Source organism: Pseudoalteromonas sp. 2CM39R, from assembly GCF_023161845.1.
Window position 1 is genome coordinate 577,382 of sequence record NZ_JALNTM010000002.1, and the last position, 26,815, is coordinate 604,196.

The window sequence follows — 26,815 nt, forward strand, 5'->3', positions numbered from 1 at the left end:
AGAAACAATTCAAGAAATTACTAAATACGTTATAAGGACATAGCTATGAAAATTCTACGCTACACAGCTTTGGTAAGTTGTTTATCCATTTGTATGCCTGTGCTGGCTGAAAACCAATACTTACAACAACAGCTTGAGCCTATTCTGATTGGTGAATCTCACAGTATAGAAGGACAACAAATCCACTCTCCTGAAATGACCGTTGCCACCTATAAAGCAAATAGTTTTGAACGAGTATGGGACAACGTAAAATATGCCAAGCAAGCGCTCAACTTAATTGCGCAAGCAGAACTTGAAGGGCTATCTCCTAACGACTATCACTTTGATACATTAATGGCGCTAGCCAGCGAAATAGATAAACGCGGAGCGGATGCCGTCGAAGCACAGTTTGATGTTCTAATGACAGATGCCGTGATGACCTATGCAAAACATTTAATTCGCGGAAAAGTAAACCCAAAACAATTGGCAGCCACATGGAACTATGAACAGTTTGATGTCAGCCCAGATGCCGCAGCGGCCTCATTACTCAAACATGTAAAATCAAAAAGCCTTGATAAAGGACTTGAAAACCTAAAACCTGTTTTGCCTCATTATAAGCGTTTAAAAAACGCCCTTGTGTTTTATCGAGAGCTTGATGCCACTGGCGAGTTACCTGACTTCGCACTGCAAAACAAGGTATTAAAGCCTGGGCAGTCGGACCCAGCAGTGCCGCTTTTAAGACAAAAGTTAAAACGACTAAAGTATTTTGAAGGCAGTAACAGTGATGCCACTGATTATAACGATGAGCTAGTAGCAGCAGTTAAACGCTTTCAAAATGCCCATCAAGTTGCTGATGACGGTATAATTGGCAACGCCACTTTAAAGCTACTCAACAAAGATTACAGTGAGTACGTTAATGATATTTTAGTGAACCTAGAGCGCATTCGTTGGGTTGATAATACCCTTACAGATCGCTTCTTAGTGGTAAATATCGCAGGCTATTTGCTGTATTTGTTTGAAGACAACAAATTGAAATGGCAAACCAATGTAGTTGTAGGTAGAAACTACACCAAAACTCCAATATTTAAAGGGCAAATGAGCTATATCGTGATGAATCCAACGTGGACTGTACCGCGGAGTATTTCAGGTGGCATCATAAAAAAAATGAAAGAAAACCCAAACTACTTAAACGAGAAAGATTTTGTTGTAGTTGATAGTCGCCGTAACCCAGTTGATAGCGAGAGTATTGATTGGCCGAATGCTAGCCGCAAAAACTTCCCGTATTGGTTTGTACAACAGCCTTCAGAGAATAATTCATTGGGGCAAATCAAGTTTATGTTCCCAAATAAATACTCAATCTATTTGCACGATACCCCTGCAAAAAGTTTATTCCAGCAAGACCAACGTGCATTTAGCCACGGCTGTGTAAGAGTTGATGATCCATTCACCTTAGCTGAGAAAATATTAGAAACCTCGGATAATTGGAGCCGTAGTGAAATTGATGACGCCATTGCTGCAAAAGAAACTAAAAAAGTCAGCTTATCAAAACCGCTAGACGTACTTTTAATGTATTGGACCGTTGCGGGTAACGACGAGGGCCTACAATTTTATACCGACGTTTATAATCGCGATGGCGCGTTATTAAAAGCTCTCACCACGCCATTAGCAAACAATACAATTTAGAGGTCACTATGTATTTCAGCCGTATTATTTTTAGTGTGTGCTTAGCGTTAACTACATGCTCTGTTGCTGCCATTGAGTTAACTGACTCGCTGCACAGCCTTGTACTTGATGCAAAACAAGTGCTAACACTTGATAACACGGCTGATTTTACAGCTACGGCAGTATCAGATGTTGAGACTGAGCGATTAGGGCCAAATAGCATTGCCGTTTATGCCCCAGAAAATGCAGGGTTTTATAGCCTAGTTCTGAGTAACAACAAAACCAGCAAACGCTTACTCGTTATAGTGAAAAAGCCATTCAATGCTAACAATAAGCAATTGAATAATTATCAAATAGGCCTCTACCCTGCCCCTTATAAAGGCTATACACAATACAGTGCACCAAACGGGTTTATAGAAATTTTTGAGAAAGACCTAACACGCCAGCTGACTCCTCATGTGCAAGTTAAAAATGTAATTTGTAAGCAAGTAAGTGGCTTTCCGAAGTACGTTTATGTCAACAACGATGGCTTGATGATGCTCGAAGATCTGCTCTCGTTTGTACAAAGTGAAGGGATTAAAGTCAGTAAATTTGCCTTTATCAGCGGCTATAGAACACCCCATTACAATCGCTCAATTGGTAATGGCAAACACAGCCGACACCAATACGGCGATGCCTTTGACCTATATATAGATGAAGATGGTGATGGGCGGATGGACGATTTAAACGGTGATGGCAAACTAACGATTGCAGATGTTGATGTGCTTTATAAAGTGTTTGAAAAGTTCCAAAAACAGAGCCGCTATAATGGCGGTATTGGCCGCTATAAACCCGCCTCCCATCACGGTGGTTTTGTTCACATAGATAACCGTGGATTTACCGCTAGGTGGTAATTGCAAGCTTCATATAACCCTTGAAGAAATATTATCCAATTGCATTATTACTGCTTGATTGGTAAGTTGTTGTGATTAATGGAAATACTACAATAACAACAAAGGGAATTATGCGCTTTATCCTCTGCATTTTTTATATTTCAGTCCTTAGTGGTTGTCAAAGTTTTATTGCTTATCAAATCACTCAACCTGTAGAAGAGATATCTTACGGTGGCCCTGACGACCCAATGTTAAATACCGTTTACGAAGGTATACCTCACAAAACATGTAACACTACGCATAACTGTATAGCAGTTAGAATATTTTCCCATAACGATTTAATAGAATATTTTGAGCAAGGTGAACAATTTGGCATAACTTTTAAACTAAAATCTAAAGAGGAAATGGAAACATTTGAAACAACTTTGACCTCTATAAATGGTGCCAAACAGAAAAACGATTCAGCAATTATAGTATTCCCAGGTTATGGTGTGAGTAGTTTAATTTATAGCTTTCAAGCCCGTTGGCTTAGCCATTTTACCGGCAAAGATGTCATCCTCATGCCCGCGAGCAATCAGTATAGTGAATTCAAGTTTAGTCTAAATAGTCTTGATGTATTAAAGCATTTTTTAAATACCAACCAATACCAACAAATTGATATTTTAAGTTATTCAATGGGCAGTATTGCTGCTATGCAACTTGCAAAGAAAATACCTAATGTAAAGCAACAGATAATGGTTGCACCAATGGTGCACTTTGACACCGCATTAATGTCCGTAGCTAAAAGTTATCACCCAACCTTAAGCTACTTTGTCAAAGATAATGATTTTAAAAACGCAGCAAAAAATGTAATTCAAGGCAGTGGTATTGATGAAACACAACTTGATTTAATCGCCCTACTGAACGGCAAACAATCAGCTAATAGAACCACACTCTATGTCAGTAACGCAGATCCAATAAGCCCTGCTGGTTATTGGCAAGCACTTCAAAATAAGAGTGTATCCATAGTGCATTACAGTAATTTAGACCACACCAGAATGGTAAGCTTTATTAATCAAGCCATGCGCAATGAGGTTTTACATCGATTAATGTAACCAACAAATAACAAGGACAGCAATGAACATATTCTTTAATAAACTAAGGTTGCTTGTAGTTTTTTATTTAGTCGCAATTTCAAGCCTCGCACATAGCCAAAACATGCAAGCAGAGATGGCTGACTTTATTAGTGGCTTTCATAACTTTAAGCAGTTTAATGGCAATGTATTAGTTGCTAAGGATGGAAAAGTACTGTTTGAACAAAGCTTTGGCTATGCCAACTTTGAATGGGATATAAGACATAGTAATAAAAGTAAATTTAGAATTGGTTCAATTACCAAACAATTTACCGCCATGTTAATTCTGCAATTGGCACAAGATGGAAAACTTAAACTCGATGATCACCTTGCAACATACCTCCCTGATTACAGAAAAGATATAGCCACTAAAATTACCCTTCGCCAAATACTTAATCACACCTCTGGTCTTGGAAATTATACTCAGGCAAAATCGTTTCGTGATGAGTACAGCCGAAACCCTTATAGTGTTGATGAATTTATTCGCTTGCTATGTAGTGATGATCTAGTGTTCGAGCCTGGCACTGAATTTCGTTATAGCAATTCTGGCTATTTTATTTTGGGTGCGGTAATCGAAAAGGTAACAGGTCAAAAATATCAAGACGTATTACAGAAGAATATTTTAGATCCACTCGATATGAAGGATACAGGCTATGATTCTCACAATAAAATCATTAAATTTCGCGTATCGGGTTACGACAATGGCCTAGCAGGTTATAGCAATACTGATTATTTAGATATGTCTATCCCGTATGCTGCAGGATCAATGTACTCAACAGCACAGGATTTACTAAAATGGGATCAAGCTCTCTACACGGATAAGTTATTGAAAAAAGAATATAAGAAGCAGATGTATCAAGTTTCTGAGCAAAGAAATTATGCGCTTGGTTGGGAAGTTACAAACCTTGATAAAAGCACCTACGGAAAACCGCTAACCCGTATTCAACATGGCGGTGGCATCAATGGTTTTAATGCGTTTATAAGTAGAATAATCGAAGACAAATTACTGGTTGTCATTTTAAATAACACCGGTGGTGCGCCACTCACCCCCATGACTAATGGCTTACTTGCAATCTACTATGGCAAACCCTACGAAAAAGCGACAGAGCATGTAGATAGTAAACTTTATAACGTATTTAAACGTGAAGGTATTGCTGGACTGAAGAATACCTATCAGCAAATGGTGAGTGAGGGTAATACGCCTAGAGAAAGGTCGCTAAACTACTTTGGCTATGAGTTAATGCAGATGGATGAGCTAGACGCGGCAATCACGGTGTTTGAACTCAATAATCAATCTTATCCAGAATCAGCAAATACGTTTGACAGTTTAGGTGAAGCATATTTAGCAGCAGGTGATAAACAAAAAGCATTAGCAAGTTACAAAAGTGCGCTAAAACTTAATCCTGACAGTGAAAGTGCTAAACAAGCAATTGAGAAATTACAATAATTAAAGGCCACAATAGTGGCCTTATTTTTTTACTTACAGCTTATAGCTTAAAGCTTTTAACATGCTTGTTTTTGCGTTGCTTGGATATAGGCAACTAAATCTTCAATCGATACAACGGGCATAGTGTGCTCACTGGCAAACTTGCTAACTTCAGGCAAGCGAGCCATTGAACCATCTGGATTCGTTAATTCGCAAATAACACCAAACGGTGTTAAACCCGCTAACTGCATTAAATCAACCGATGCCTCAGTATGGCCACGACGAACTAATACACCACCGGTTTGTGCACGCAGTCCAAACACATGCCCTGGGCGAGATAAATCTTCAGGCTTTGCATTGTCTGCTGTTGCCGCTTTAATGGTGGTTACACGATCAGCCGCTGAAACGCCGGTTGTCACGCCCGTTTTAGCTTCAATAGTCACTGTATAAGCTGTTTTGTTCTGGCTGGTGTTATGCTCAACCATTTGCGGTAAATCAAGCTGTTTAACACGCTCATCGCCCATGCAAAGACACACAATACCGCTGCCTTCACGGATCATCATGGCCATTTGCTCTGTGGTCAGGTGCTGTGCTGAGTACACAAAATCACCTTCGTTTTCACGGTTTTCGTCATCTACCACAAGTACGCCTTCACCTTGCTGCAAAGCAGCAATCGCACGTTCAACGCGTTCGAGTGGTTCGCCAAATTGGCTGAGTAAAGAAGACTGAATCATCATTTTTAATACCTATTAAATTAAATATGAAAAGATTCAGGACATTGAAAGGCACAGCAAAAAAGACCACCCGCAGGCAGCCAATTACTGTTTTATAGATAAACTATATTCTCTTTCATCCGGACTATCACCGTCGGCTCTGGCCTCTCACCAGATCTGCTGACCTTTAACCGAAGTTAAAGCGCTCGCGGGCTCACTTAATTTCAAAGTATACCGCCGGTGGGGAATTTCACCCCGCCCTGAGAATGTTGCTTAATCAATAAGATGAATAAGCCAAGCTATTCTATACCTAAAGTAATTAGTTATCGAGTACCCGCTTATCTAATATGCCTTTTTCAATCAGTTGATTGAGTATCGCCTTGGTTTTTGCTCGGCATATATCACGCACTAGACGAACCGCGGGTGTAATGGACTGTCGACTTGGGCATATAAGCCAAAGCTCTGCACATAAGTGAGGATAATTTTGCATCACTGGCACTACCCGCCCACTTAGTAAATCATCACTGATATCAATACATGATTTAACCGCTAGGCCTTTACCAGCCACACACCAACGCCTTACCAAATCACCATCATTAGATGCTCGACGGCCTTGCATTTTCACTTTAAAACGCTCGGTTCCATCGGTAAATTCCCAAACATTATTGATGATATCTTGTAGTTGATAAAATAGGCCTTGATGCTGATTTAATTCATCTGGATGTGTCGGCGCGCCATGTTCAGCAATGTACTCTGGGGTTGCACATAACAGCCGCGGAACATTACAAATTTTAAAGCCATATAAATTTGAGTCGGATGGCGAGCCATACCTAAGTGCAAAATCAACGGAGTCTCGGTAAAAGTCGACATTACTATCGCTAATATGCGGGCGCATACTCAGCTTTGGATACTCATCAAGTAACTCATCTAACCATGGGATAATGATGTTGCGGCCTAAATCTGAAGATAATGCGACTCTTAGCTCCCCTTCAATTTCATCATGCTCACCTTTTAAGGCAAGTGTGGCTTGGTCTAGCATGAGCACTGCTTGCTGACACTGAGGTAAAAAGCGCTCCCCAGCCGCAGATAACCGCAAATGACGAGTTGTACGAACAAATAACTCAGCACCCAGCGCTGCTTCAACACGTTTAATAGCAGCGCTGGCGGTAGCGGCTCGCATGTCTAATTTGGCTGCTGCGGTTGTAATACTACGAAACTCAGCAACCTTGAGGATTAATTTGAGATCTTCAACCAACATATTAACTAAAAATTTTTGATAATGTTTATTCAATTATGCGCTTTATCGTAAAGTATGCAAGGCGTAAACTGCACCTAATTGTTATACATGCGGGAGCAAATCATGACACACCCAATCATTTCTGACTTACAACGCCGTTATACAAGTAAACGTTACGACGCTTCAAAACAAATTAGCCAAGCAGACTTAGCTGTAATTTTAGAAGCATTACGCCTGTCGCCATCGTCTATTAATTCTCAACCATGGAAATTTGTGGTAATTGAATCAGAGCAAGGTAAACAGCGTCTGCATGATAGTTTTGCAAATAAGTTTCAGTTTAACCAAGTTCATGCAAAAGCGGCATCACACACCATTTTATTTGCTTATAACCCAAGCTATAAACGTGCTGATTATGAGAAAGTAATTGATGCCGATATTGCTAATGGCCGTACAAAAGCAGAAAACAAAGAACAGGCTTTTGGTGCCTTCGCCTTTGTTGATTTAAATACTGATGAGCAAGGTGATAACGCCGCTTGGACTAAAGCTCAAACCTACATTGCATTAGGTAATACCATGCACACAGTGGCTCGTTTAGGTTTAGATTCAACACCGATGGAAGGTGTCGATAAAGACTTACTCGGAGAGCTATTCGCTGATGAGTTAGATGGTTATGTATGTGAAGTGGCACTCGCTATTGGTTATCACGAGCCAGAGCAAGATTATAATGCTGCATTACCAAAATCGCGTTTAGATAAAGATGCGGTGATTACTGTAGTTTAAAGCCTAAAGATTATGCAGGCTTGGCCTGCATAATTGTTATTTAAGGTCAGTCTTCACAACCACATTACTCGCCATACCTTCACACAAATCTGCAGTTATTGTGGCAACAGCACCATTAATTAATGCTAAATTAGGGGCTACGTGTCCAATGTCGGCATCAACGATAACTGGGAATAAATTACCTTTAAATGCGAGCTCTATTGCTTGGTATTCATCGAAGTAGCAGTCGTTATTAATTGCAGGGCTGCGGCCAAATACCACCGCATTTACATCAGTAAAAACATCATTCAACTTTAACGATAACAGACAACGTGCAAGAGCCATCGGACTAAGCTCTGCATTTTCTAGGTATAAAATTAACCCCTCAGGCGCATACTGTTTTTTAAATTCATGTAATGCATAGTAATTTGAGGGTAGCAACAGACCTAACGTATCTAAACAGCCGCCAATTAAGCGCCCAGACACTTCAATTTGGCGTTTATCTTTATAGTTAATACAGCGCCATTGGCTTGGTGCTGTATAGTCAAATTGAGCATCAGGCTTTGCTTTATAATCAATTGGCTTTTGCTGATAAAAAGGCGAAGCAACTTGATGCAATTGCTGTTTTTCTTCAAGTGACATGGCACTGAATATATTTGCTAAATAAACATCGGGATCGTCAGGGTGAATTTGCATTAAATTCGCAGCGTGCAAGGTTGCCCAGCCACAACGAGTGGTTAATGCACATGCAAACGTGCTGATATCTGAAAAGCCAACCAACCATTTAGGTTTTGCTTTACTTATCGCATTAAAATCGAGAAGCGGTAAAATCTCCATAGTAAGATCACCGCCCCATGGCGGCATCATGGCTGCGATTGAATCATCAGTTAAATACTGCATTAGCTCATCAGCACGTTGCTTTGCACTATTGTGAGACTGACGTAAGCAGGCACCTTCAATAACAGTAAAACCTTTGGCTGTTAAGCCATTAAGTACTATGTCTAAGCGCTCATGAAAGGCTTTATCAACACCAGATGAAAAAGCACATATGGCTATTTTATCACCTTGCTCAAGCGGTTTAGGATACTGAACTTTCGCCATTATTACTCCTTCATTACGACTGTCTTGTAGCCAACGTACCGAATAAATCCACGCCTGTAAACAGGCATAAAAAAACCGCAGTATGTAACTGCGGTTTTTCTCAATGCTTGGTTAAGCTACTAAATATACTCAACTTCAATGATTTCGTACTCTACTTCACCGTTTGGCGTTTTAATGATAACGGCATCATCTACCTCTTTACCAATTAAACCACGCGCGATTGGTGAGTTAACAGAAATCAGGTTATTTTTGATATCTGCTTCGTCATCGCCTACGATTCGGTATTTTACTTCAGCATCGGTTTCAACATTAACGATAGTAACCGTTGTGCCAAAAATAACTTTACCTGTGTTAGGCATTTTAGTTACATCAATGATTTGGACATTTGAAAGCTTCGCTTCAATTTCTTGAATACGGCCTTCGCAGAAACCTTGTTGCTCACGAGCAGCATGGTATTCAGCGTTTTCTTTCAAATCACCGTGCTCACGCGCTTCAGCGATATCAGCAACGATTTTTGGACGGGTAACTGTTTTTAATTCGTTAAGTTCTTCGCGCAGTAATGCTGCACCACGAACTGTCATCGGAATTGATTGCATATTATTCTCACTTAATCCCAAGGGCGATTGCCTCGCCCTTGGCACATTTCCTTAGTTCATTCGCTGATGTAGTTCCTGAACTGACGTCACCTTGCTACGGTCGTCTGCTTGGTTTGCAGTACAGTTAGCAAATGCCGCGTTCAGAGTCGTTGTGTAGTTAGTCTTATGCTGTAACGCACCACGACGTAACACCTTCGAATCTTCAATCGCTTGGCGGCCTTCAGTAGTGTTTACAATGTAGCTGTATTCACCATTTTTAATTCTATCAAGAATATGAGGACGACCTTCGTATACTTTGTTCACGCGACGAACTGCAATGCCAGCTTCTTCAAGTGCTTTTGCAGTGCCACCTGTTGCATCTAACTCGAAACCAAGTTCAGTCATGGTTTTAGCTAGTTCAACGATACGTGGTTTGTCACTGTTGCGTACCGATAGTAACGCGCGACCACCGCGTGGTAAAGTGTTGCTTGCACCTAATTGTGCTTTAGCGAATGCTTCGGCGAAAGTTTCACCAACACCCATTACCTCACCCGTTGAGCGCATTTCTGGGCCACGGATTGGGTCAACACCTTGGAACTTAGCAAATGGCAGTACCACTTCTTTTACGCTGTAGTAAGGAGGGATTACTTCTTTTGTAATACCTTGGCTTGCTAGCGACTGACCCGCCATACAACGTGCTGCAACTTTAGCAAGTGCAATACCTGTCGCTTTAGAAACAAACGGTACTGTACGCGCAGCACGAGGGTTTACTTCGATTAAGTAAACTTTACCGTCTTTCACAGCAAACTGAGTATTCATCAGACCTACTACGCCAAGCTCTAGTGCCATATCAGTCACTTGCTTACGCATTACGTCTTGTACTTCAGCAGTTAGTGAGTGAGCTGGTAATGAACACGCTGAATCACCTGAGTGAACTCCTGCTTGCTCAATGTGCTCCATGATACCACCGATGATTACTTGCTCACCGTCACAGATAGCGTCAACGTCAACTTCGATTGCGTTATCTAAGAAGTGGTCAAGTAGTACTGGCGCTTCATTTGACGCTGATACAGCTTCGGTCATGTAACGACGTAAATCGTCTTCATCATAAACTACTTCCATTGCGCGACCACCTAGTACGTACGAAGGACGTACAACCAGTGGGAAGCCGATTTCAGCAGACTTAACAATCGCTTCTTCTAAAGAAGTAACCGTTGCATTCTCTGGCTGAAGAAGATCTAGACGCTCAACAAGCTGTTGGAAACGCTCACGGTCTTCTGCACGGTCGATTGCATCTGGTGAAGTACCAATAACTGGCACACCATTCGCTTCAAGTTCACGAGCAAGTTTCAGTGGTGTTTGACCACCGTACTGAACGATAACACCTTTTGGCTTTTCAACGCGTACGATTTCTAATACATCTTCTAGCGTGATTGGCTCGAAGAATAAACGATCAGATGTATCGTAGTCAGTTGAAACAGTTTCAGGGTTACAGTTAACTATAATTGTTTCATAGCCGTCTTCACGTAAAGCTAATGCTGCGTGAACACAACAGTAATCGAATTCGATACCTTGACCGATACGGTTAGGACCACCACCGATTACCATGATTTTATCTTTGTCAGATGGATTCGCTTCACATTCTTCATCATAAGATGAGTACATGTAAGCTGTGTCTGAGCTGAACTCTGCAGCACAGGTATCAACGCGCTTGTATACAGGCACGATATCTAACTGGTGACGCTTCTTACGAATTTCTGCTTCAGAAACACCCGCAATTTCAGCGATACGCGCATCAGCAAAACCTTTACGCTTAAGCTTGCGTAAAAACTCAGCATTTAAACCAGCCATACCTACTTCGCTGATTGTTGCTTCGTCTTTTAAGATGTCTTCGATTTGTACAAGGTACCAAAGGTCAATCTTAGTTAGCTCGAATACGTCTTCTACGCTCATACCGTGACGCATTGCATCAGCAACGTACCAAATACGCTCAGCACCTGGCTCACGTAATTCACGGATGATTTTTTCTTTTGCTTTCGGATCATCAAGGGCAACAATTGGGTTAAAGCCCGTTGCGCCTACTTCAAGACCACGTAATGCTTTATGCAGAGACTCTTGTTGGTTACGACCAATCGCCATAACCTCACCCACAGACTTCATCTGTGTTGTAAGACGGTCGTTTGAACCTGCGAATTTTTCGAAGTTAAAACGTGGGATCTTAGTAACAACGTAGTCGATTGACGGCTCGAAAGACGCTGGTGTTTTACCGCCAGTGATGTCGTTTTGTAGCTCATCAAGGGTGTAACCTACTGCTAGTTTTGCAGCGATTTTCGCAATTGGGAAACCCGTTGCTTTTGATGCTAATGCAGAAGAACGCGATACACGAGGGTTCATCTCGATGATAACCATACGGCCATCAACTGGATTCACACCAAACTGTACGTTTGAACCACCTGTTTCAACACCGATTTCACGAAGTACCGCCATCGATGCATTACGCATGATTTGGTATTCTTTATCAGTTAGTGTTTGCGCTGGTGCAACCGTGATTGAGTCACCAGTGTGAACACCCATAGGGTCAAAGTTTTCGATAGAACATACGATGATACAGTTGTCGTTTTTGTCACGAACAACTTCCATTTCGTACTCTTTCCAACCGATTAATGATTCATCGATTAAAAGTTCGTTTGTTGGTGATAAATCTAAACCACGCTCACAAATTTCATCAAATTCTTCTTGGTTGTATGCAACACCACCACCGGTACCACCCATAGTGAATGATGGACGAATGATACATGGGAAACCGATACGGCTAAGTACATCGTGTGCTTCTTCCATTGAGTGAGCGATTTCTGCACGCGGACACTCAAGGCCAATGTTCTTCATTGCTACGTCAAAACGCTCACGGTTTTCAGCTTTATCGATTGCATCAGCAGTTGCACCGATTAGCTCAACACCGTGTTTTGCCAGTACGCCGTGCTTATCTAAATCAAGTGCACAGTTTAATGCTGTTTGACCACCCATAGTAGGCAGTACTGCATCTGGCTTTTCTTTTTCAATGATTTTCTCTACCACTTCCCAGTGAATTGGCTCGATGTACGTCGCATCCGCCATTTCAGGGTCAGTCATGATAGTTGCAGGGTTCGAGTTTACAAGAATTACTCGAAAGCCTTCTTCTCGTAGTGCTTTACACGCTTGTGCACCAGAGTAGTCAAATTCACAAGCTTGACCGATTACGATCGGGCCTGCGCCTAAGATAAGAATGCTTTTTATGTCGGTACGTTTTGGCATTGTTACTCCGGTTAAATTAGTTAGAACGTGCTTGCATCAGGTCGATGAAGTGATCAAATAATGGCGCCGCATCATGTGGACCTGGGCTTGCCTCAGGGTGACCTTGGAAGCTAAATGCAGGCTTATCTGTGCGGTGAATACCTTGTAGCGTGCCATCGAATAATGATACGTGAGTTGCACGTAAATTCGTTGGTAATGTTGCTTCATCAGCTGCGAAACCGTGGTTTTGCGCTGTGATCATTACAACATTGCGGTCAAGGTCTTTAACTGGGTGGTTACCACCGTGGTGACCAAACTTCATTTTCACCGTTTGTGCACCTGAAGCAAGTGCAAGTAATTGGTGACCCAAACAGATACCAAAAATTGGCGTGTCTGTTTCTAGGAAAGTTTTAATTGCTTCAATCGCGTAAGTACACGGCTCAGGGTCGCCTGGGCCATTTGATAAGAAGATACCGTCTGGGTTTAATGCTAGTACGTCTTCTGCAGATGTTTGTGCAGGAACAACGGTTAATTTACAACCGCGGTCAACTAACATACGTAAGATATTACGTTTAACACCGAAGTCATAAGCAACAACGTGGAACTTCTCGTCTGCTGCTTCTAGCGTTTTAAAGCCTGAACCTAACGTCCAGCTTGATTCGCGCCACTCAAAATTTTCCTTGGTTGAGACAACTTTTGCTAAATCCATGCCTTTTAAGCCTGGGAAGGCTTGCGCAGCTTCAAGCGCTTTATTCTCATCTAACTCGTCGCCTGCAATGATACAACCATTTTGAGCGCCTTTATCACGTAGGATACGTGTTAATTTACGAGTGTCGATGTCAGCAATACCTAAGATATTGCGTTCTTTTAAGTAATCACTTAACGATTGCTCGTTACGGAAATTACTTGCTAGCAGTGGCAAATCACGGATCACTAGGCCTTTAGCCCAGATTTGACCCGCTTCTTCGTCTTCGCTGTTAGTACCCGTATTACCGATATGTGGGTACGTCAAAGTTACGATTTGTTCCGCGTACGAAGGGTCAGTCAAAATTTCTTGATAACCAGTCATAGACGTATTGAATACTACTTCACCGACTGACATGCCGTCAGCGCCGATTGCAGTACCGCGAAACACTGTGCCGTCTTCTAGGACTAACAGAGCGGATTTAGTCAAGTTAACCTCCTAACAGTAAAAAACGGGAGTAAAGTCATTTGCTCTACTGCCCGTTTATAGCGATTGGAAACACGCATTTATGAATTTTTGGCAAATTGGCGCTATTCTACAGTAAATTAGCATTCAGATCTAATCTTAATTAATAAAATAGTAAAAATAAGCGTTATTAACTAAAAACTCACTGAAACTGCCAAAAAAGAAACTAAACTACTTCAAGTCAAGCACATCTTGCATGTCATAAAGTCCAGCTGGTTTATTTTTCAACCAGCCCGCAGCTCTTACAGCACCTAATGCGAAGGTCATTCTTGAACTTGCTTTATGAGTTAATTCTAGCCTTTCGCCAGAAGTTGCGAAATATGCGGTGTGTTCACCTACTATATCTCCGCCTCTCATGACTGAATAACCGATTTCATTTTGCGATTTTGCGTGTTCGTCATTGCTTCTATCAAAACGCGCGACTTCATCATGCTGCCAACCTTTTGCCTCGGCAATAGCTTCACCAATTGCCAATGCAGTTCCTGATGGCGCATCAATTTTGTGACGATGGTGGGCCTCAAATATTTCGATATCCATATCATCGCCAAACTTCACAGCCGCAGTCTGCACTAAGTTAAGCAGTAAATTCACACCTACGCTATAGTTGCGGGCAAAAACAATCGGAATGTGTTTCGCGGCATCATTAAGCGCATCAAGATCATCTTGGTTAAGGCCCGTAGTACCAATTACCATGGCGATATTTTTTTCGACCGCTGTTTTTAAATGGTTGCGCATTCCTGCCGGTAAAGTGAAATCAATCAATACATCTGCATCTTTTACGTCTGTTTCTTTACTAAATGATAGATCTGCTGATGCAGCGCTGTTTAATTGATTAACCGCAATATCTAAAAGTGGCGAGTTATCACGCACGTACGCGCCCGTTAATGTTGCGTCATCTTTTTTTGAGACAGCTTCTAAAAGTGCAAGTCCCATGCGGCCGTTTGCGCCAAATACACCTATGCGGTTCATATAGTTACCTTATCTATTCTTCTTAGCTGGCTGGATTTTATCGAAAACTCATGTAATAGTCAGGTTAGCTTATAAAAAATACAGAGCTAATTTTAGATTTATTAATAGAACAACAATAATAACAGATAGTCTTTGCATTTAGCCATCTATACATTTAAACTTCTTCCTTTGCGCCGATTTGGTCTTTGGCTTGCGGGCGCTGTTGTTGTCTTTTAGACACAACTAAATACAGCTAAAAGAAGTGTTTGGCTGTGTTATTGGTTATCTAATGAGGAATATGATGCAGCCATCATTTAATAAAACAAAAGCAAAACTTTCTTTGCTGCCGCTTTTGGTGTTTGTCGGCTTATTTTTAGGCGCTGGCTTATACTTACAGTCCCAAGGTGTCGATTACGCCTTCTATCAATTACCTGCTCCTGTGGCAATTTTACCTGCCATCATGCTGGCGTTTATCTTAAATAAAAATACCATCAACCACAGTGTTGAAACCTTTATTAAAGGTGCTGGCCATAGCAACATCATCACTATGTGTTTGATTTATCTGCTGGCCGGTGCGTTTTCTGCGGTTGCTGGTGCAACCGGTGGTGTTGATGCCGTAGTTAATGCCGGTTTATCACTTATTCCACCTGCTCTGTTACTACCAGGGTTATTTTTAATTGCTGCAATAGTGTCGACTGCGATGGGTACTTCAATGGGTACTATCGGTGCGATTGGCCCGATTGCTTATGCCGTCGCCCAAAAAACAGGTATTGATCCATCTCTGATGGCAGGCACGATTGTATCAGGTGCCATGTTTGGTGATAACTTATCAATCATCTCTGACACAACTATTGCTGCAACCCGCACTCAAGGCTGTGAAATGAAAGATAAATTTCGTGAGAACTTAAAAATCGCCTTACCTGCTGCGGCATTAACTATCGGCTTATTATTCTTCTTAACGCCTGCTGCAGAAGCTGTAGAAACACAAGACTTCGATATCTTACTAGTATTACCTTATGCCTTTATCTTAGTGCTCGCGGTAATGGGCTTTAACGTATTCGTGGTGCTGTTTAGCGGTATAATCTTTGCTGCACTTATGGGCTTTACTGGCAGCTATGAAGGTGCAAGCTTTGTAAAAGATGTTTATAAAGGCTTTACTGACATGCAGGAAATTTTCTTGCTATCGATGTTTATTGGTGGTCTTTCAGAGTTTATCCGTATTAATGGTGGTCTTGATTATATTGCTAACAAAATTCAGGCAATTACAAAAATCATTGCAAAATGGCACCGTAAAGTAGCAGATCAATTAGGTATTGCTGCACTGGTTATGACTAGTAACTTATGTATTGCCAATAATACCGTATCTATTATTGTTGCAGGCCCAATTGCTAAAAAATTAGCAGATGATGGCGAAATTACAGGCAAGCGTTCATCAAGCTTACTTGATATTTTTGCTTGCGTTACCCAAGGCTCATTGCCGTATGGCGCACAAGCACTTCTACTCGGCGCAACCTTCAAAATTAGCCCGTGGGAAGTCTCTACCTCTTCTTACTACTGCTTTATTCTTGCCTTTACTGCGGTTGCAGTAATTTGCTTACGCCGAAATAAAGCATAAGTTAAATAATTTTTCTCAAGATACGCCCAAATATGGGCGTATCTGCTATAATCCTCACTTTATATCCCCCTTTACACCATCAATATTGAGATATGAACTTGAAAAAGATCCTTTCTGTTGCTGCCCTTTGTGCAGTAAGTACTTCGAGCTATGCCGCTAATTGGAGCTCTACGCAATTACACGTTAATAACGGTGAACACAAAAACCCGTTTTCATTAACTAAGTCAAATACCACGGTTGTATCACTACAGCATGCGTCTGGTTATGACTATGGCGACAACTTCTTTTTTATTGATTACAGCGACGACGACCGTCAAGATGGCTATCAAGATAAAGACTTTTACGGTGAGTGGTATTCAACATTTAGCTTATCAAAAATCTCTGGCAGTGATTTTTCATACGGCGCAATTGCTGATGTGGGTTTAACGGCAGGTTTTAATGCCGCAGGTGACTCGAAAGTTCTTAAGTATTTACCTGGTGTAAAGCTTAGCTGGCAAGCACCGGGCTTTAGCTTTTTATCTACTTTATTTACCGCTTACATCGATGACAGTGAAGGCGTAGCACGCGGTGGTGCACCAACTGAAACAAACAGCTGGATGATTGATGTTGCTTGGGGCTACCCATTTACTATTGGCTCACAAAAGTTCAACGTAACGGGCCATGTAGAATACATTGCAGAGCGTGAAAATGAATTTGGCGAAGATGTTAAAGCGTGGATTTTAGCGCAGCCAATCATTACGTGGGATTTAGGTCACGCAATGAGCATGAAAGAAAATACGTTACTACTAGGCCTTGAGTGGCAATATTGGCACAACAAGCTAGGTACAGACACAACTGAATCAGTACCTCAACTTCACGTTGAGTGGACGTTCTAATAAGCTGAAAAAATTAAAGCCTGTAGTCATCACTGAGTACAGGCTTTTTTAATTTCTATAGATACTCTTTACAGTTTACACTGTGGGGTTTTGCCTTTTGCTTTAGCAGCTTGTTGGGCTTTTAATGCATCCGACATATGCTTTTGTAGCTCTTTAATACGGTTACCTGGTGCAGGGTGAGTCGACATGAACTCAGGTGTACCGCTACTACCTGCTGCACTCATATTTTGCCAAAGCGACACTGATTGCTCTGGGTTAAACCCTGCTTTTGCCATTAAATCTAAGCCAACAATATCTGCTTCTGATTCATGTGAGCGGCTAAATGGTAAAACTACACCATACTGTGCGCCTAAGCCTAAGGCTTGCATAATTTCGCCGCGATATTGCACATTACCCATATCAAGTGCTGCACCACCAACTTGCAGGCCTGTTTGTAACAATGCATTTTGTGATACACGTTCATTAGAATGCTCTGCAATAACGTGTGCTACTTCATGACCTAGTACTGTTGCCAATTGATCTTGATTTACAGCAACTTTTAATAAACCTGAATGTACGCCAATATAGCCACCTGGTAATGCAAATGCATTTGCTGAATCTTCTTCAAACACAACAACTTCCCAAGACTGCTTTGCATACTCGTTTGGTAAAACGGCAATAACATCATCGGCAATACATTTCACATAAGCATTGACGCCAGGATCGGTATTAACAGGCTGTGTTTTCTTCATTTCAGCAAAGCTTGCTTGACCCATTTGGCTCATTTGTTGGTCTGAATAAAGCGCGATTTGTGTACGCCCTGTTGGAGAGGTTTTACAGCCAGCTAAAACAGCGGTGGCTAACACTGCCATGATTAACTTTTTCATACTAGTCCTTCAAATACTTAGTGTAATTGTGGCTAATATAGCAAAGCATTGCTTAATTTTATATGAAAATGAACAATCACCTTCTCACTTGTTATCATTTGGTTAATTCTTTTACTTAGCAGGCAAACTAAGTTCACCACAGTGACTCACACTGCTACAATAGTGACCTAATGTTTGATGAATGAGTAAACAATGCCTTCCCCTGAGACCTTAAATAAACGCATTTTATTACCTTTACTGGCAAGTATTGTCGCAATTACGCCTTTAGCAATTGATTTATATTTACCGGCGATGTTGGTGATTGCCAACGACTTACAAACTACCATGCCAAATGTGCAAATCTCGCTCAGTATTTATTTGGCGGGTTATGCCCTGGGTATGTTGTTTTTTGGCCCGATAGCCGATGAGCTTGGTAGACGATTACTCGCTAAGGTGGGTTTAGCGCTATTTGGCATCAGCTCATTAGCACTGGCATTTTGTACTAACATCGAATTATTTTGGTCTTTAAGAGCCGTGCAAGCATTCACTGGTGCCGCTGCGACAGTCGTAGTGCCGGGTATTATTCGCCACATTTACCGAGAAAACACCGCCAAGGGCATGTCTTATGTCTCGATGATTATGATGGTTGCCCCGTTAATTGCCCCTACTCTAGGCTCATTAATCATGGGAATTTCGACATGGCAGGTCATTTTCATCGCATTAGCTGCTTATAGTTTTGCCATTTTAGCTTTGGTGCAAATTCATTTAATCGATATTCCAATCTTTAAGAGTCAGCAACGTGGTTTGGCACTGTTCTTTAATAGTTATAAAACGGTATTTTCTCGTCGTAGTGCCCTTGCCGATATTGCCAGCTCAATGTTTGCCTCATTTGCATTCTTTTGCTTTTTAACATCGGTACCTTATGTATATCTCGATTTCTTCAAAGTAGATGAGCAATTGTTCGGTGTGTTATTCGCCTTTAACGTGCTGGCTTTAATGTTCGGTAACTTTATGAATACACGTTTAGTGCCGCGCTTAGGTTCTCGTAAACTGTTATTTGTTGGGCTAGGTATTGGCTTTGTGTCTGGCGGGGCATTGTTGTTATTCAGTGTGATGCATTTATCGCTGTATTTTATCGTTGCTACCATCGCACCACTGATGATGAGCTTGGGTATTGTCGCGAGTAATGCAGACTCATTAATACTGATGCAATTTGAGGAAAAGTCAGGCACTGCAACAGCTGTTATTGGTACCCTGAGATTCGGCAGTGGCGCTTTAGTTGGGCCTATCCTTGCTTTTGTTCACCCACAAAGTGCGATTCCATTTTCTGCTATGATGTTCAGCGCACTGATACTGATCTTACTTGTACAGCTTTGGCATCGAAAACGATACCAATCGACTTAAATATTGAACACAATTGTAATAAAAAAATGCCTGTAATTAACAGGCATTTTTTATATCTCTTTAAAGCTTATTCAGCTTCTTTCGATACCATAACCATTGCAGGGCGTAATAAACGGCCATTTAATGTATAACCTTTTTGCATTACTGCAAGAACAGTATTTGGCGCTACATCATTGCTTGGCTGAATTGACATTGCTTGATGGAATTCAGGGTTAAATTGTTCACCCTGTGGGTTAACAATTTCAACACCGAATTTTGATACCGCATCATTAAAGCTCTTAACAGTCATTTCGATACCTTCAAGCACAGGCTTAAGCTGCTCATTTTCTTTATCAGAAAACTCAATCGCACGCTCTAGGTTATCGATAACAGGTAGTAATTCGTTAGCAAACTTTTCAAGTGCAAATTTATGCGCTTTTTCTACATCTTGAGCGGCACGACGACGCATGTTCTCAACATCTGCAGCAGCACGAACAACACTGTCTTTTTGATCGTTGATCGTTTGTTTAGCCGCTTCTAATTCGCTGTGTAGTAGTGCAATTTCAGCTTCAGGGCTCATTTCTTCGCCGTCAACTTGTTCAGCCGCTTTTTCTGCAGCTTCTACTTCAGCTTGCATTTGTTCAAATTCTTCGTTTAGTTCAACTTCTTGCTCAGGTGATTTTGTCTGCTCAGACATAGCTTACATGCTCCAATTCTTTACAACTGCGGTAATTATGGGGATTGAATTAAAAGATTCAAGAGGCTGATGAGCCGATTAACTTAAATTCTTGGATGATTGCTTCTATTTGCGCTGATTTTGGACAAATTACGCAAAATCGGCTCTGGTATTCATGGTTATTAAAATAAGGAACGCTGATCACCATCAACTCATTACAGTCTGTAAATGGCAATTGTTCTGTGTTTAACACCGATAACCCATTTTTAAATGCGAGTTTATCTTCAACAAAATTTAAAAACGATACACCAATGTTTAAACTGGTTTGGCAATCAACTTGGCGGTAAAGGTAGTTTTCACCTACCACAATGCTGTTGTCTGAACCGAGTTTTTGACTTAATTGCCGAGTCCATTGTGTTAAAGAGTCATGGCAATTATGTGGTGCAGTCGCTGCCATTGCCTGCATACGATATAAGCCTTCCATTAAGGTTTGCTGGCTAAACACGGTATTAAGCCAAGTAGCAAACTGGTAACGAACGGCATCAGATGAGTCTTCAGGTTTGGTAATGCAAATGTTATGGCTTTGCCCTGCTCTATCGATGAGTAGAATAAGCCAATTACTACCATCAAAATCAAGCACCTCTACTCGAAAGACCAGCTGTGAGCTGACTTGAGGTAAGCCCACACAACAACACACCTTATAACGCTGACTCAAACCATGTGCGAGCTCAACTAATTGTGCTTGCTCGGGCTGCCAATATGTTGCAATTTCAGGCAGAGCAAAGAACTCAGTAAGCCAATAATCAAACCCAGCATTGGTAGGTACGCGGCCAGCAGAAGTATGTGGCGAATAGAGTAAGCCCACTTTTTCTAGCCGAGCCATTGCATTGCGCACAGTAGCTGAGCATACCGCCATACCTTTTTGCTTGGCAATACGGGTAGAGGCAACAGGCTGACCTTCACCGTTACAGTAAAGGCTCATTACAGCTGAAAAAATTTGTTGGTCACGCGGATTTAATTTCATAATTTATACATCTTGGTACTTGCCAGTGGATATTTGGGCGCCGCAAGTTTATTTCAAGTTATTTTCAAAGCATTAATTTTTAATGTAATCTAGCGATATGAAAGTTTAAGTGCAAATAACATGGATTCACCGTTTAAAACCATAGGTTTAATTGGCAAACCTAATCACAGCGGGGCAGCTGCCACACTTGCTCGCCTGCACACATTTTTGCGAGCCTTGGGTTTTGAAGTGCTAGTAGAACAGCGCACCGGCCGCCAACTTGAAGACCTTCCCCGAGAAAACCTTGTTAAATTGGTAGATTTAGGTGAACGTGCAGACTTAGCCATAGTCGTCGGCGGTGATGGCAATATGCTTGGCGCAGCTCGAGTTTTAGCGCGCTTTGATGTTGCCGTAATTGGTGTAAACCGTGGTAATTTAGGCTTTTTAACTGATTTAAACCCAGAAGGTTTCGAAGCCAGCCTTGAACAAGTATTAAGTGGCCAGTTCCTCGAAGAAAAACGCTTCTTACTTGAAGTTGAAGTATATCGCCATGCCGAACTCAAAAGTGCAAACTTGGCAGTGAATGAAGCAGTACTTCATGCTGATAAAGTTGCCCACATGATTGAGTTTGAGGCCTTTATTAACAACGATTTTGTATTCTCGCAACGCTCAGACGGTTTAATTGTTTCAACCCCTACAGGCTCAACTGCTTACTCATTATCAGGCGGCGGGCCTATTTTGACCCCTGAGCTCAATGCGATTTCACTTGTACCTATGTTCCCGCACACGTTATCAAGCCGCCCTCTTGTGGTTGATGCTGATAACGAAGTGCGTTTAAAGCTCAGTCTTGAAAATACCGACAGCCTACAAGTTAGTTGTGACAGTCATGTGGTTTTAGCAGTATTACCTGGCGATGAAGTGGTGATTAAAAAAGCAGATAAGCGTCTGCGCTTGATCCACCCTAAAGAATACTCTTACTACAATGTATTAAGAAAAAAATTAAACTGGGGAAGCCGCTTATTTTAAGCGGCTTTTTTATCTCAATTGATTGCCAAGGCACATTGAATAGCGCAAAATAATCAAACTTAATGCTGTATTATTTTAAGGATTCTAAGGCGAAATGAGCTATATCGTTTTTCTTGCTCTGTTATTACTGATCACCTTGCTAGGTTGTTACTGGATGGTTGAGAGCAACCGTCGTAAGGCTATTGAAGCTGAAAAAAAACGTTTTAATCAACGAGTAAAAGAAATCAATAATGATTTTAAAGATAAGTTAATTGATTTCAGCGAGAGTAAATTCATTCGTCCGAAGAACATCTCGCGTTTGAGCATGATCACTAGCAATTACTTTGTTGTGCAAGCCCATAACGAAGAAAACCTCACATATCTTGAATACATTAGTGATTTACTGCTTAACACAATCATTATGGAAGCCAGTAAAGCACAAAGCCCAGAACAGATTGATCAGCTTGCAGACAGGTTACAGTATTTCATGGCTGAATTACCTTACAATGGCATTGAATATAACAAAGCGTTTTACCAAGAGTCCCTACCATCACTGATTGAAGTAATTAAATACCAGCCCCCCGCCGATTTACAAGACGATCAGCTGCCAGCCCAGAGCACACAAGTGTCAGATGATTCCACACCAGAAAATCAATTGTCAGAATTAAGCAAAGCTTAAAAATTTAATTTGCAAAACCCGGAAACACTGTATAAATTAACAGTTAATTAGCTGGATGGATAAACAGTATGTTAATCGGGTTAGAAATTAAAAACTTTGCCATTGTAAGTAATTTAAGTACTGAGTGGCACAATGGTATGACAGCCATTACAGGTGAAACAGGTGCGGGTAAATCAATTGCAATTGATGCCCTCTCTTTATGTTTAGGTGAACGCGCTGATGCTGGTGCCGTTCGCCCTGGTACTGATCGTGCAGAAATATGCGCACAATTTGATATTAGCCAACTCCCTCTTGCCCAACACTTTTTAGAGCAACATTTACTCTCAAACAACGAAGGCGAATGTTTACTACGCCGTGTTATTTGCAAAAATGGCCGAAGCAAAAGCTATATTAATGGCAGCTCAGTTACCGCTGCACAGTTAAAAGAGTTAGGTCAGTATTTAATTTCGATTCACGGGCAACATGCCCATCAACATTTATTAAAAGCTGAACACCAGCTACATCTGCTTGATGCCTATGCCGGCCACAATCAGTTATTAGCTGATGTTAAAGAGCGCTTTAAAACCTACCAAGCCTTACTCAAAGAATTCAACCAGCTTGAACAACAACAGCAGCAACAGGCAGCTCAAAAGCAATTACTTGAGTATCAAGTAGCCGAACTAGATGAATTTGCTCTGCAACCGGGTGAATTTGAAGAGATTGAAGCTGAGCATCATAAACTAAGCCATAGCCAGACTATTTTAGAGTCATGCCAACGTGAGCTACAACACTTATACGAAAGTGATGAGCAAAGTGCGTGTTCATTATTGCAACATAGTGCTCAACAATTTGCAGAACTAGCAAGCTACGATGAGAGCTTATCTAGCATAGCATCACTACTGAGTGAAGCTGCTGTTCAAGTTGAAGAAGCAAGCCGCGAGATACGCAGCTATGTTGATGTTACCGACTTAGACCCAGCACGCTTAGACGAAGTTGAAACTCGTTTAACAGGTGCTATGGATCTTGCCCGTAAACATCACATAAAGCCAGAAGAACTTGTTGAGTTTCACCAGTCAATCTCTGAAGAATTAGCATCAATTAGTTATAACAGTGACCGCCTTGTTGCACTTGAAAGCGAAATTAGCGATGCCCTTGAGCAATACAAACAAGCAGCTCAACTATTAAGTGAAAGCCGCCATAGTTATGCAGATACGCTTAATCAGTTAATTAGTGATAGCATGGCGAATTTATCGATGGAAAACGGCAAGTTTGCTATTGATATTCAACAAGCTAGCGATAAAGCACCAAGTGCAATGGGTTTTGATACTGTGTCGTTTTTAGTATCGACCAACCCGGGTCAACCGCTACAAGCACTGTCTAAAGTGGCCTCTGGTGGTGAGTTATCGCGCATTAGTCTAGCTATTCAGGTAATTATTGCTCAGCGTGTTACAACGCCGACCCTCATTTTCGATGAAGTTGATGTAGGTATTTCTGGCCCTACTGCTTCTGCAGTCGGCAAGCTTTTGCGCCAATTAGGTAAATCAACCCAAGTTATTTGTGTGACTCACTTGCCACAAGTTGCAAGCTCTGGACATCAGCAATTTTTTGTAGCCAAAGAAATTGCAAACGGCGAAACCTTTACACAAATGAATAAACTTTCAAAAGATGGCCGTATCGATGAAATTGCCCGACTACTTGCTGGCGACAACATCAGTAAAATGGCAAGAGCAAATGCCAAAGAGCTTATTAGCGCACATGCATAAGTTAATACTGTTGAGAGTTTAAGTTGGTTAGAGTTTATAAATGAATATTAAAAATATGGGTACCGCTTTAGTGCTTGGCTTAATTGCACTGAGTTCAAGCCATTCACAGGGTTCAACAGCTGATTCAGCTTATCAAGGTGCGCAATTAATCGTTACTATATTTGAATGTATTTTAATTACCCTCCCAACTGCCGGGTTATTTTTGGTTGTTTGGAGTCGCTGGAAGCATTTACGTTTTAAGCAGTTGCTACAAACTGTGTTAAATTCATCTTTGGTATTAATGCTAATTAGCATGCTAGCAGTTAATCAATTAACACAAAGCATATCGTCTTTGTTGATTGTTTTAGCTGTCAGCCATACATTGCTTGTTGGTGTTAATTATTTACTTGTTAAGCAGCACACTAATAGAGTGAAAAGCACCCTCACAGGCTGTTGGTAAAAAATCATAGTTAAATATAAGAATCGCGAAGCAAAAATACTTCGCGATTTTTTAGAGTCATTTATATATTAAACTTACTCAATTTCGCTGGCGAAATTAATTAAGTTCATAAATAAACGCTCAGTCATGCTTGAAACACCTGTTCCATCAGTATAATTACCCTCTTTATTCTGCGAGTTAACTATACCGTTATCAGATAATAGAATGTCGCCAGTTTCAGAGTCCAACACAATCGTAGGCAAGCCATCTTGATTGACTGCTAATACTTGTGTACCTGCCGGCATAACAGAGAAATATCCCTTCGCACCACCTGCTTGATTGAAACTCGTTACACCGCCAAATGGCCCTGCAAAAATAGCTTGCTGAGCTTGAGTACTTACACCATCAGGATTTTGTGTATTTGGACCATCGACATAGCCATCACGAGTAACCGTATAACCCCACTTTGCATACACTTTTTCATTCGGCATATCAGAATCAGCTGCAATGATGGTTACATTTCCTGATCTTTTTGACCAATTATAAAGCTCTTGAATTTCTGTACCTGTGAAGTCTGTATTATAGAAACTTCCCATGAAAAAGATATCTGTGTCGTAAGAGTCGATAGCTGCTTCAGTAATAGAATTTGCAGCAGCAAAGTCATGATTAATCGACAGTGTTTTATTTACAATTCCACCTTCGCCAAAATTTGCAGAGCTCATTAGTTTTGCAACAGGTTTATCGAATAAATAAGCATTCATTGTATAATTTTGCCATGTCGCTTTCCGCTCTTTATCGATACTCGTGATAACAAACGACTCAGCTCCTGTACTACAGGTTGGCTGGGCGTAACACGCAACCGGTTTTAATGTGTTTACCGCTAAATCATTTATACGCACCGGGTAAGTCCCCATTGCACAGGTTTTACCCGTTTCAATCGACGTTTTATAAAGTTTAGTTACGTTGTAATTACCTTGATCGTTTATTACTTCGCGTGAAATAAGCAGCTCACCATTTTGGTCAAGTGCTGCATCTGTCACTGTCGTTAAACCATGCTCAGACTTTTTCGATAACTCAAGTGTAGAAAGGTCTAAAGAGAAAACGCTGGTTGCAGACACTAAATAGACTTCACCATTTTTAACAACCATATCGCCACGGAAAATATCTAAGCTACTTCCGTAACCAGTCATATTGCCTACAAACTGGGTTTCACCAGAATCTGGATAAATAACATATAACTTACTGCCTTTAGAGCCGTAAATAACATCACGATTTGGGTCATATGCTAATCGAGTCATTGGCTTTGAACGAGCCACTTCTGCATGCTCGCCTGTTTCCATGTCAACATAAGCTAATTTAGTATATTTATACTTTTCGCCTTTAATTGGTAAGTCTTTTAATTCATCATCTGATAAGTTCAAAGAGCTCGGATCTAGCTTATAAGTTAAAGCACGGGGAGCTGATACATAATACAAACGATTACGAGTACTATCGAACGCCATTGCCGCTGAAGAAAACTTCGCTTTTGAATGAATTGCTGCTGTTTGGGCTTGTTCATCAAGCGAAAAAACAACGCCTAAATGACCTCGACCAGAGTTAATACCATAAAGCTCGCCTGTACAGCTATTTGCCGAAGCATCTGTAGCAACGGCTCCGCAAACCATCAATACAGATAAGATAGATTTTTTCATTGTATTTTCACCTGAAGAA

Annotated in this window: 23 protein-coding genes and 1 riboswitch; of the genes, 12 read left to right on the forward strand and 11 right to left on the reverse strand. The window is 41.1% G+C overall.

Translation table 11 applies throughout. The annotated features are described in order from the left end of the window. The first annotated feature begins 45 nt into the window (after positions 1–45). The 4 genes from MTF66_RS06705 to MTF66_RS06720 all read left to right on the forward strand — a co-directional run bounded on the left by MTF66_RS06705 (position 46) and on the right by MTF66_RS06720 (position 5,072). Entirely contained in the window at positions 46–1,662 is a 1,617-nt protein-coding gene (locus MTF66_RS06705; protein ID WP_248526839.1) for a murein L,D-transpeptidase, read from the forward strand. An 8-nt stretch (positions 1,663–1,670) separates the two neighbouring features. After that, entirely contained in the window at positions 1,671–2,534 is an 864-nt protein-coding gene (locus tag MTF66_RS06710) for a D-Ala-D-Ala carboxypeptidase family metallohydrolase (RefSeq protein WP_248526840.1), read from the forward strand. Between the two features lie 71 nt (positions 2,535–2,605). Next, positions 2,606–3,607: an alpha/beta hydrolase gene (locus MTF66_RS06715; RefSeq protein ID WP_248526841.1), complete on the forward strand. Its 1,002-nt coding sequence runs from the start codon at positions 2,606–2,608 to the stop codon at positions 3,605–3,607. A gap of 22 nt (positions 3,608–3,629) precedes the next feature. Beyond that, positions 3,630–5,072, forward strand: coding sequence for a serine hydrolase domain-containing protein (locus MTF66_RS06720; RefSeq protein ID WP_248526842.1), 1,443 nt, complete (start codon positions 3,630–3,632; stop codon positions 5,070–5,072). A gap of 56 nt (positions 5,073–5,128) precedes the next feature. Here MTF66_RS06720 and ribB read toward each other — a convergent pair whose 3' ends face one another. Further along, positions 5,129–5,782 (reverse strand): 3,4-dihydroxy-2-butanone-4-phosphate synthase, encoded by a 654-nt coding sequence (gene ribB / locus MTF66_RS06725; RefSeq protein ID WP_248526928.1) that lies wholly within the window; start codon positions 5,780–5,782, stop codon positions 5,129–5,131. A 106-nt stretch (positions 5,783–5,888) separates the two neighbouring features. Further along, positions 5,889–6,036, reverse strand: a riboswitch (FMN riboswitch). A 47-nt stretch (positions 6,037–6,083) separates the two neighbouring features. Beyond that, positions 6,084–7,022, reverse strand: coding sequence for a LysR family transcriptional regulator (locus tag MTF66_RS06730; RefSeq protein ID WP_248526929.1), 939 nt, complete (start codon positions 7,020–7,022; stop codon positions 6,084–6,086). A gap of 102 nt (positions 7,023–7,124) precedes the next feature. Here MTF66_RS06730 and MTF66_RS06735 point away from each other — a divergent pair, with 102 nt between their 5' ends. Next, a complete protein-coding gene (locus tag MTF66_RS06735; protein ID WP_054562008.1) occupies positions 7,125–7,781 on the forward strand; it encodes a nitroreductase family protein in 657 nt (218 codons plus the stop codon). 36 nt (positions 7,782–7,817) lie between these two features. On the opposite strand, the gene MTF66_RS06740 is transcribed toward MTF66_RS06735, so the two are convergent. The 5 genes from MTF66_RS06740 to dapB all read right to left on the reverse strand — a co-directional run bounded on the left by MTF66_RS06740 (position 7,818) and on the right by dapB (position 14,885). Further along, entirely contained in the window at positions 7,818–8,861 is a 1,044-nt protein-coding gene (locus tag MTF66_RS06740) for a S66 peptidase family protein (RefSeq protein ID WP_248526843.1), read from the reverse strand. Positions 8,862–8,980: 119 nt separating this feature from the next. Then, positions 8,981–9,457 carry a transcription elongation factor GreA gene (gene greA / locus MTF66_RS06745; RefSeq protein WP_054561700.1) on the reverse strand — a complete coding sequence of 159 codons (477 nt, stop codon included), beginning with the start codon at positions 9,455–9,457 and terminating at the stop codon, positions 8,981–8,983. A 51-nt stretch (positions 9,458–9,508) separates the two neighbouring features. Further along, complete coding sequence (gene carB, locus MTF66_RS06750) at positions 9,509–12,727, reverse strand: carbamoyl-phosphate synthase large subunit (protein WP_248526844.1); 3,219 nt, start codon at positions 12,725–12,727, stop codon at positions 9,509–9,511. A gap of 16 nt (positions 12,728–12,743) precedes the next feature. Further along, positions 12,744–13,880 (reverse strand): glutamine-hydrolyzing carbamoyl-phosphate synthase small subunit, encoded by a 1,137-nt coding sequence (gene carA, locus MTF66_RS06755; RefSeq protein ID WP_248526845.1) that lies wholly within the window; start codon positions 13,878–13,880, stop codon positions 12,744–12,746. A gap of 207 nt (positions 13,881–14,087) precedes the next feature. Continuing rightward, entirely contained in the window at positions 14,088–14,885 is a 798-nt protein-coding gene (gene dapB / locus MTF66_RS06760; protein WP_248526846.1) for a 4-hydroxy-tetrahydrodipicolinate reductase, read from the reverse strand. Between the two features lie 280 nt (positions 14,886–15,165). Here dapB and MTF66_RS06765 point away from each other — a divergent pair, with 280 nt between their 5' ends. Further along, complete coding sequence (locus MTF66_RS06765) at positions 15,166–16,479, forward strand: Na+/H+ antiporter NhaC family protein (protein WP_248526930.1); 1,314 nt, start codon at positions 15,166–15,168, stop codon at positions 16,477–16,479. A gap of 92 nt (positions 16,480–16,571) precedes the next feature. Continuing rightward, positions 16,572–17,354 (forward strand): nucleoside-binding protein, encoded by a 783-nt coding sequence (locus tag MTF66_RS06770; protein WP_058585218.1) that lies wholly within the window; start codon positions 16,572–16,574, stop codon positions 17,352–17,354. Between the two features lie 68 nt (positions 17,355–17,422). On the opposite strand, the gene MTF66_RS06775 is transcribed toward MTF66_RS06770, so the two are convergent. After that, on the reverse strand, positions 17,423–18,220 hold the full coding sequence (locus MTF66_RS06775; RefSeq protein WP_248526847.1) for a M48 family metallopeptidase: 798 nt from the start codon (positions 18,218–18,220) through the stop codon (positions 17,423–17,425). A gap of 192 nt (positions 18,221–18,412) precedes the next feature. Between MTF66_RS06775 and MTF66_RS06780 the strand changes: the two genes are divergently transcribed. Further along, positions 18,413–19,603 (forward strand): Bcr/CflA family efflux MFS transporter, encoded by a 1,191-nt coding sequence (locus MTF66_RS06780; protein ID WP_248526848.1) that lies wholly within the window; start codon positions 18,413–18,415, stop codon positions 19,601–19,603. A gap of 67 nt (positions 19,604–19,670) precedes the next feature. Here MTF66_RS06780 and grpE read toward each other — a convergent pair whose 3' ends face one another. Together grpE and MTF66_RS06790 are read right to left on the reverse strand one after the other, a co-directional pair. Beyond that, entirely contained in the window at positions 19,671–20,279 is a 609-nt protein-coding gene (grpE, locus tag MTF66_RS06785) for a nucleotide exchange factor GrpE (protein ID WP_054551515.1), read from the reverse strand. A gap of 58 nt (positions 20,280–20,337) precedes the next feature. Next, entirely contained in the window at positions 20,338–21,282 is a 945-nt protein-coding gene (locus MTF66_RS06790) for an HrcA family transcriptional regulator (protein ID WP_055022172.1), read from the reverse strand. Between the two features lie 120 nt (positions 21,283–21,402). On the opposite strand from MTF66_RS06790, the gene nadK reads away from it, so the two are divergent. From nadK to MTF66_RS06810, 4 genes are all read left to right on the forward strand, one after another. Continuing rightward, the gene (nadK, locus tag MTF66_RS06795; RefSeq protein ID WP_054561709.1) at positions 21,403–22,287 is read left to right on the forward strand and encodes an NAD(+) kinase; all 885 of its coding nucleotides are present in this window, start codon (positions 21,403–21,405) and stop codon (positions 22,285–22,287) included. A gap of 94 nt (positions 22,288–22,381) precedes the next feature. Further along, positions 22,382–22,945, forward strand: coding sequence for a hypothetical protein (locus MTF66_RS06800; protein ID WP_248526849.1), 564 nt, complete (start codon positions 22,382–22,384; stop codon positions 22,943–22,945). 68 nt (positions 22,946–23,013) lie between these two features. Continuing rightward, positions 23,014–24,687: a DNA repair protein RecN gene (gene recN, locus MTF66_RS06805; RefSeq protein WP_248526850.1), complete on the forward strand. Its 1,674-nt coding sequence runs from the start codon at positions 23,014–23,016 to the stop codon at positions 24,685–24,687. Between the two features lie 40 nt (positions 24,688–24,727). Next, a complete protein-coding gene (locus MTF66_RS06810; protein ID WP_248526851.1) occupies positions 24,728–25,126 on the forward strand; it encodes a hypothetical protein in 399 nt (132 codons plus the stop codon). A 74-nt stretch (positions 25,127–25,200) separates the two neighbouring features. On the opposite strand, the gene MTF66_RS06815 is transcribed toward MTF66_RS06810, so the two are convergent. After that, positions 25,201–26,796, reverse strand: coding sequence for a hemolysin (locus tag MTF66_RS06815; RefSeq protein WP_248526852.1), 1,596 nt, complete (start codon positions 26,794–26,796; stop codon positions 25,201–25,203). Positions 26,797–26,815: the final 19 nt, after the last annotated feature.

Coding starts and splice junctions, on each gene's coding strand:
- dapB (WP_248526846.1), bottom strand. CDS start 14,885: ATGAACCGCATAGGTGTATTTGGCGCAAACGGCCGCATGGGACTTGCA.
- MTF66_RS06800 (WP_248526849.1), top strand. CDS start 22,382: ATGAGCTATATCGTTTTTCTTGCTCTGTTATTACTGATCACCTTGCTA.
- MTF66_RS06765 (WP_248526930.1), top strand. CDS start 15,166: ATGCAGCCATCATTTAATAAAACAAAAGCAAAACTTTCTTTGCTGCCG.
- MTF66_RS06810 (WP_248526851.1), top strand. CDS start 24,728: ATGAATATTAAAAATATGGGTACCGCTTTAGTGCTTGGCTTAATTGCA.
- MTF66_RS06740 (WP_248526843.1), bottom strand. CDS start 8,861: ATGGCGAAAGTTCAGTATCCTAAACCGCTTGAGCAAGGTGATAAAATA.
- MTF66_RS06780 (WP_248526848.1), top strand. CDS start 18,413: ATGCCTTCCCCTGAGACCTTAAATAAACGCATTTTATTACCTTTACTG.
- MTF66_RS06705 (WP_248526839.1), top strand. CDS start 46: ATGAAAATTCTACGCTACACAGCTTTGGTAAGTTGTTTATCCATTTGT.
- nadK (WP_054561709.1), top strand. CDS start 21,403: ATGGATTCACCGTTTAAAACCATAGGTTTAATTGGCAAACCTAATCAC.
- MTF66_RS06770 (WP_058585218.1), top strand. CDS start 16,572: ATGAACTTGAAAAAGATCCTTTCTGTTGCTGCCCTTTGTGCAGTAAGT.
- carB (WP_248526844.1), bottom strand. CDS start 12,727: ATGCCAAAACGTACCGACATAAAAAGCATTCTTATCTTAGGCGCAGGC.
- MTF66_RS06735 (WP_054562008.1), top strand. CDS start 7,125: ATGACACACCCAATCATTTCTGACTTACAACGCCGTTATACAAGTAAA.
- MTF66_RS06815 (WP_248526852.1), bottom strand. CDS start 26,796: ATGAAAAAATCTATCTTATCTGTATTGATGGTTTGCGGAGCCGTTGCT.
- MTF66_RS06730 (WP_248526929.1), bottom strand. CDS start 7,022: ATGTTGGTTGAAGATCTCAAATTAATCCTCAAGGTTGCTGAGTTTCGT.
- grpE (WP_054551515.1), bottom strand. CDS start 20,279: ATGTCTGAGCAGACAAAATCACCTGAGCAAGAAGTTGAACTAAACGAA.
- MTF66_RS06710 (WP_248526840.1), top strand. CDS start 1,671: ATGTATTTCAGCCGTATTATTTTTAGTGTGTGCTTAGCGTTAACTACA.
- recN (WP_248526850.1), top strand. CDS start 23,014: ATGTTAATCGGGTTAGAAATTAAAAACTTTGCCATTGTAAGTAATTTA.
- greA (WP_054561700.1), bottom strand. CDS start 9,457: ATGCAATCAATTCCGATGACAGTTCGTGGTGCAGCATTACTGCGCGAA.
- MTF66_RS06775 (WP_248526847.1), bottom strand. CDS start 18,220: ATGAAAAAGTTAATCATGGCAGTGTTAGCCACCGCTGTTTTAGCTGGC.
- MTF66_RS06720 (WP_248526842.1), top strand. CDS start 3,630: ATGAACATATTCTTTAATAAACTAAGGTTGCTTGTAGTTTTTTATTTA.
- MTF66_RS06790 (WP_055022172.1), bottom strand. CDS start 21,282: ATGAAATTAAATCCGCGTGACCAACAAATTTTTTCAGCTGTAATGAGC.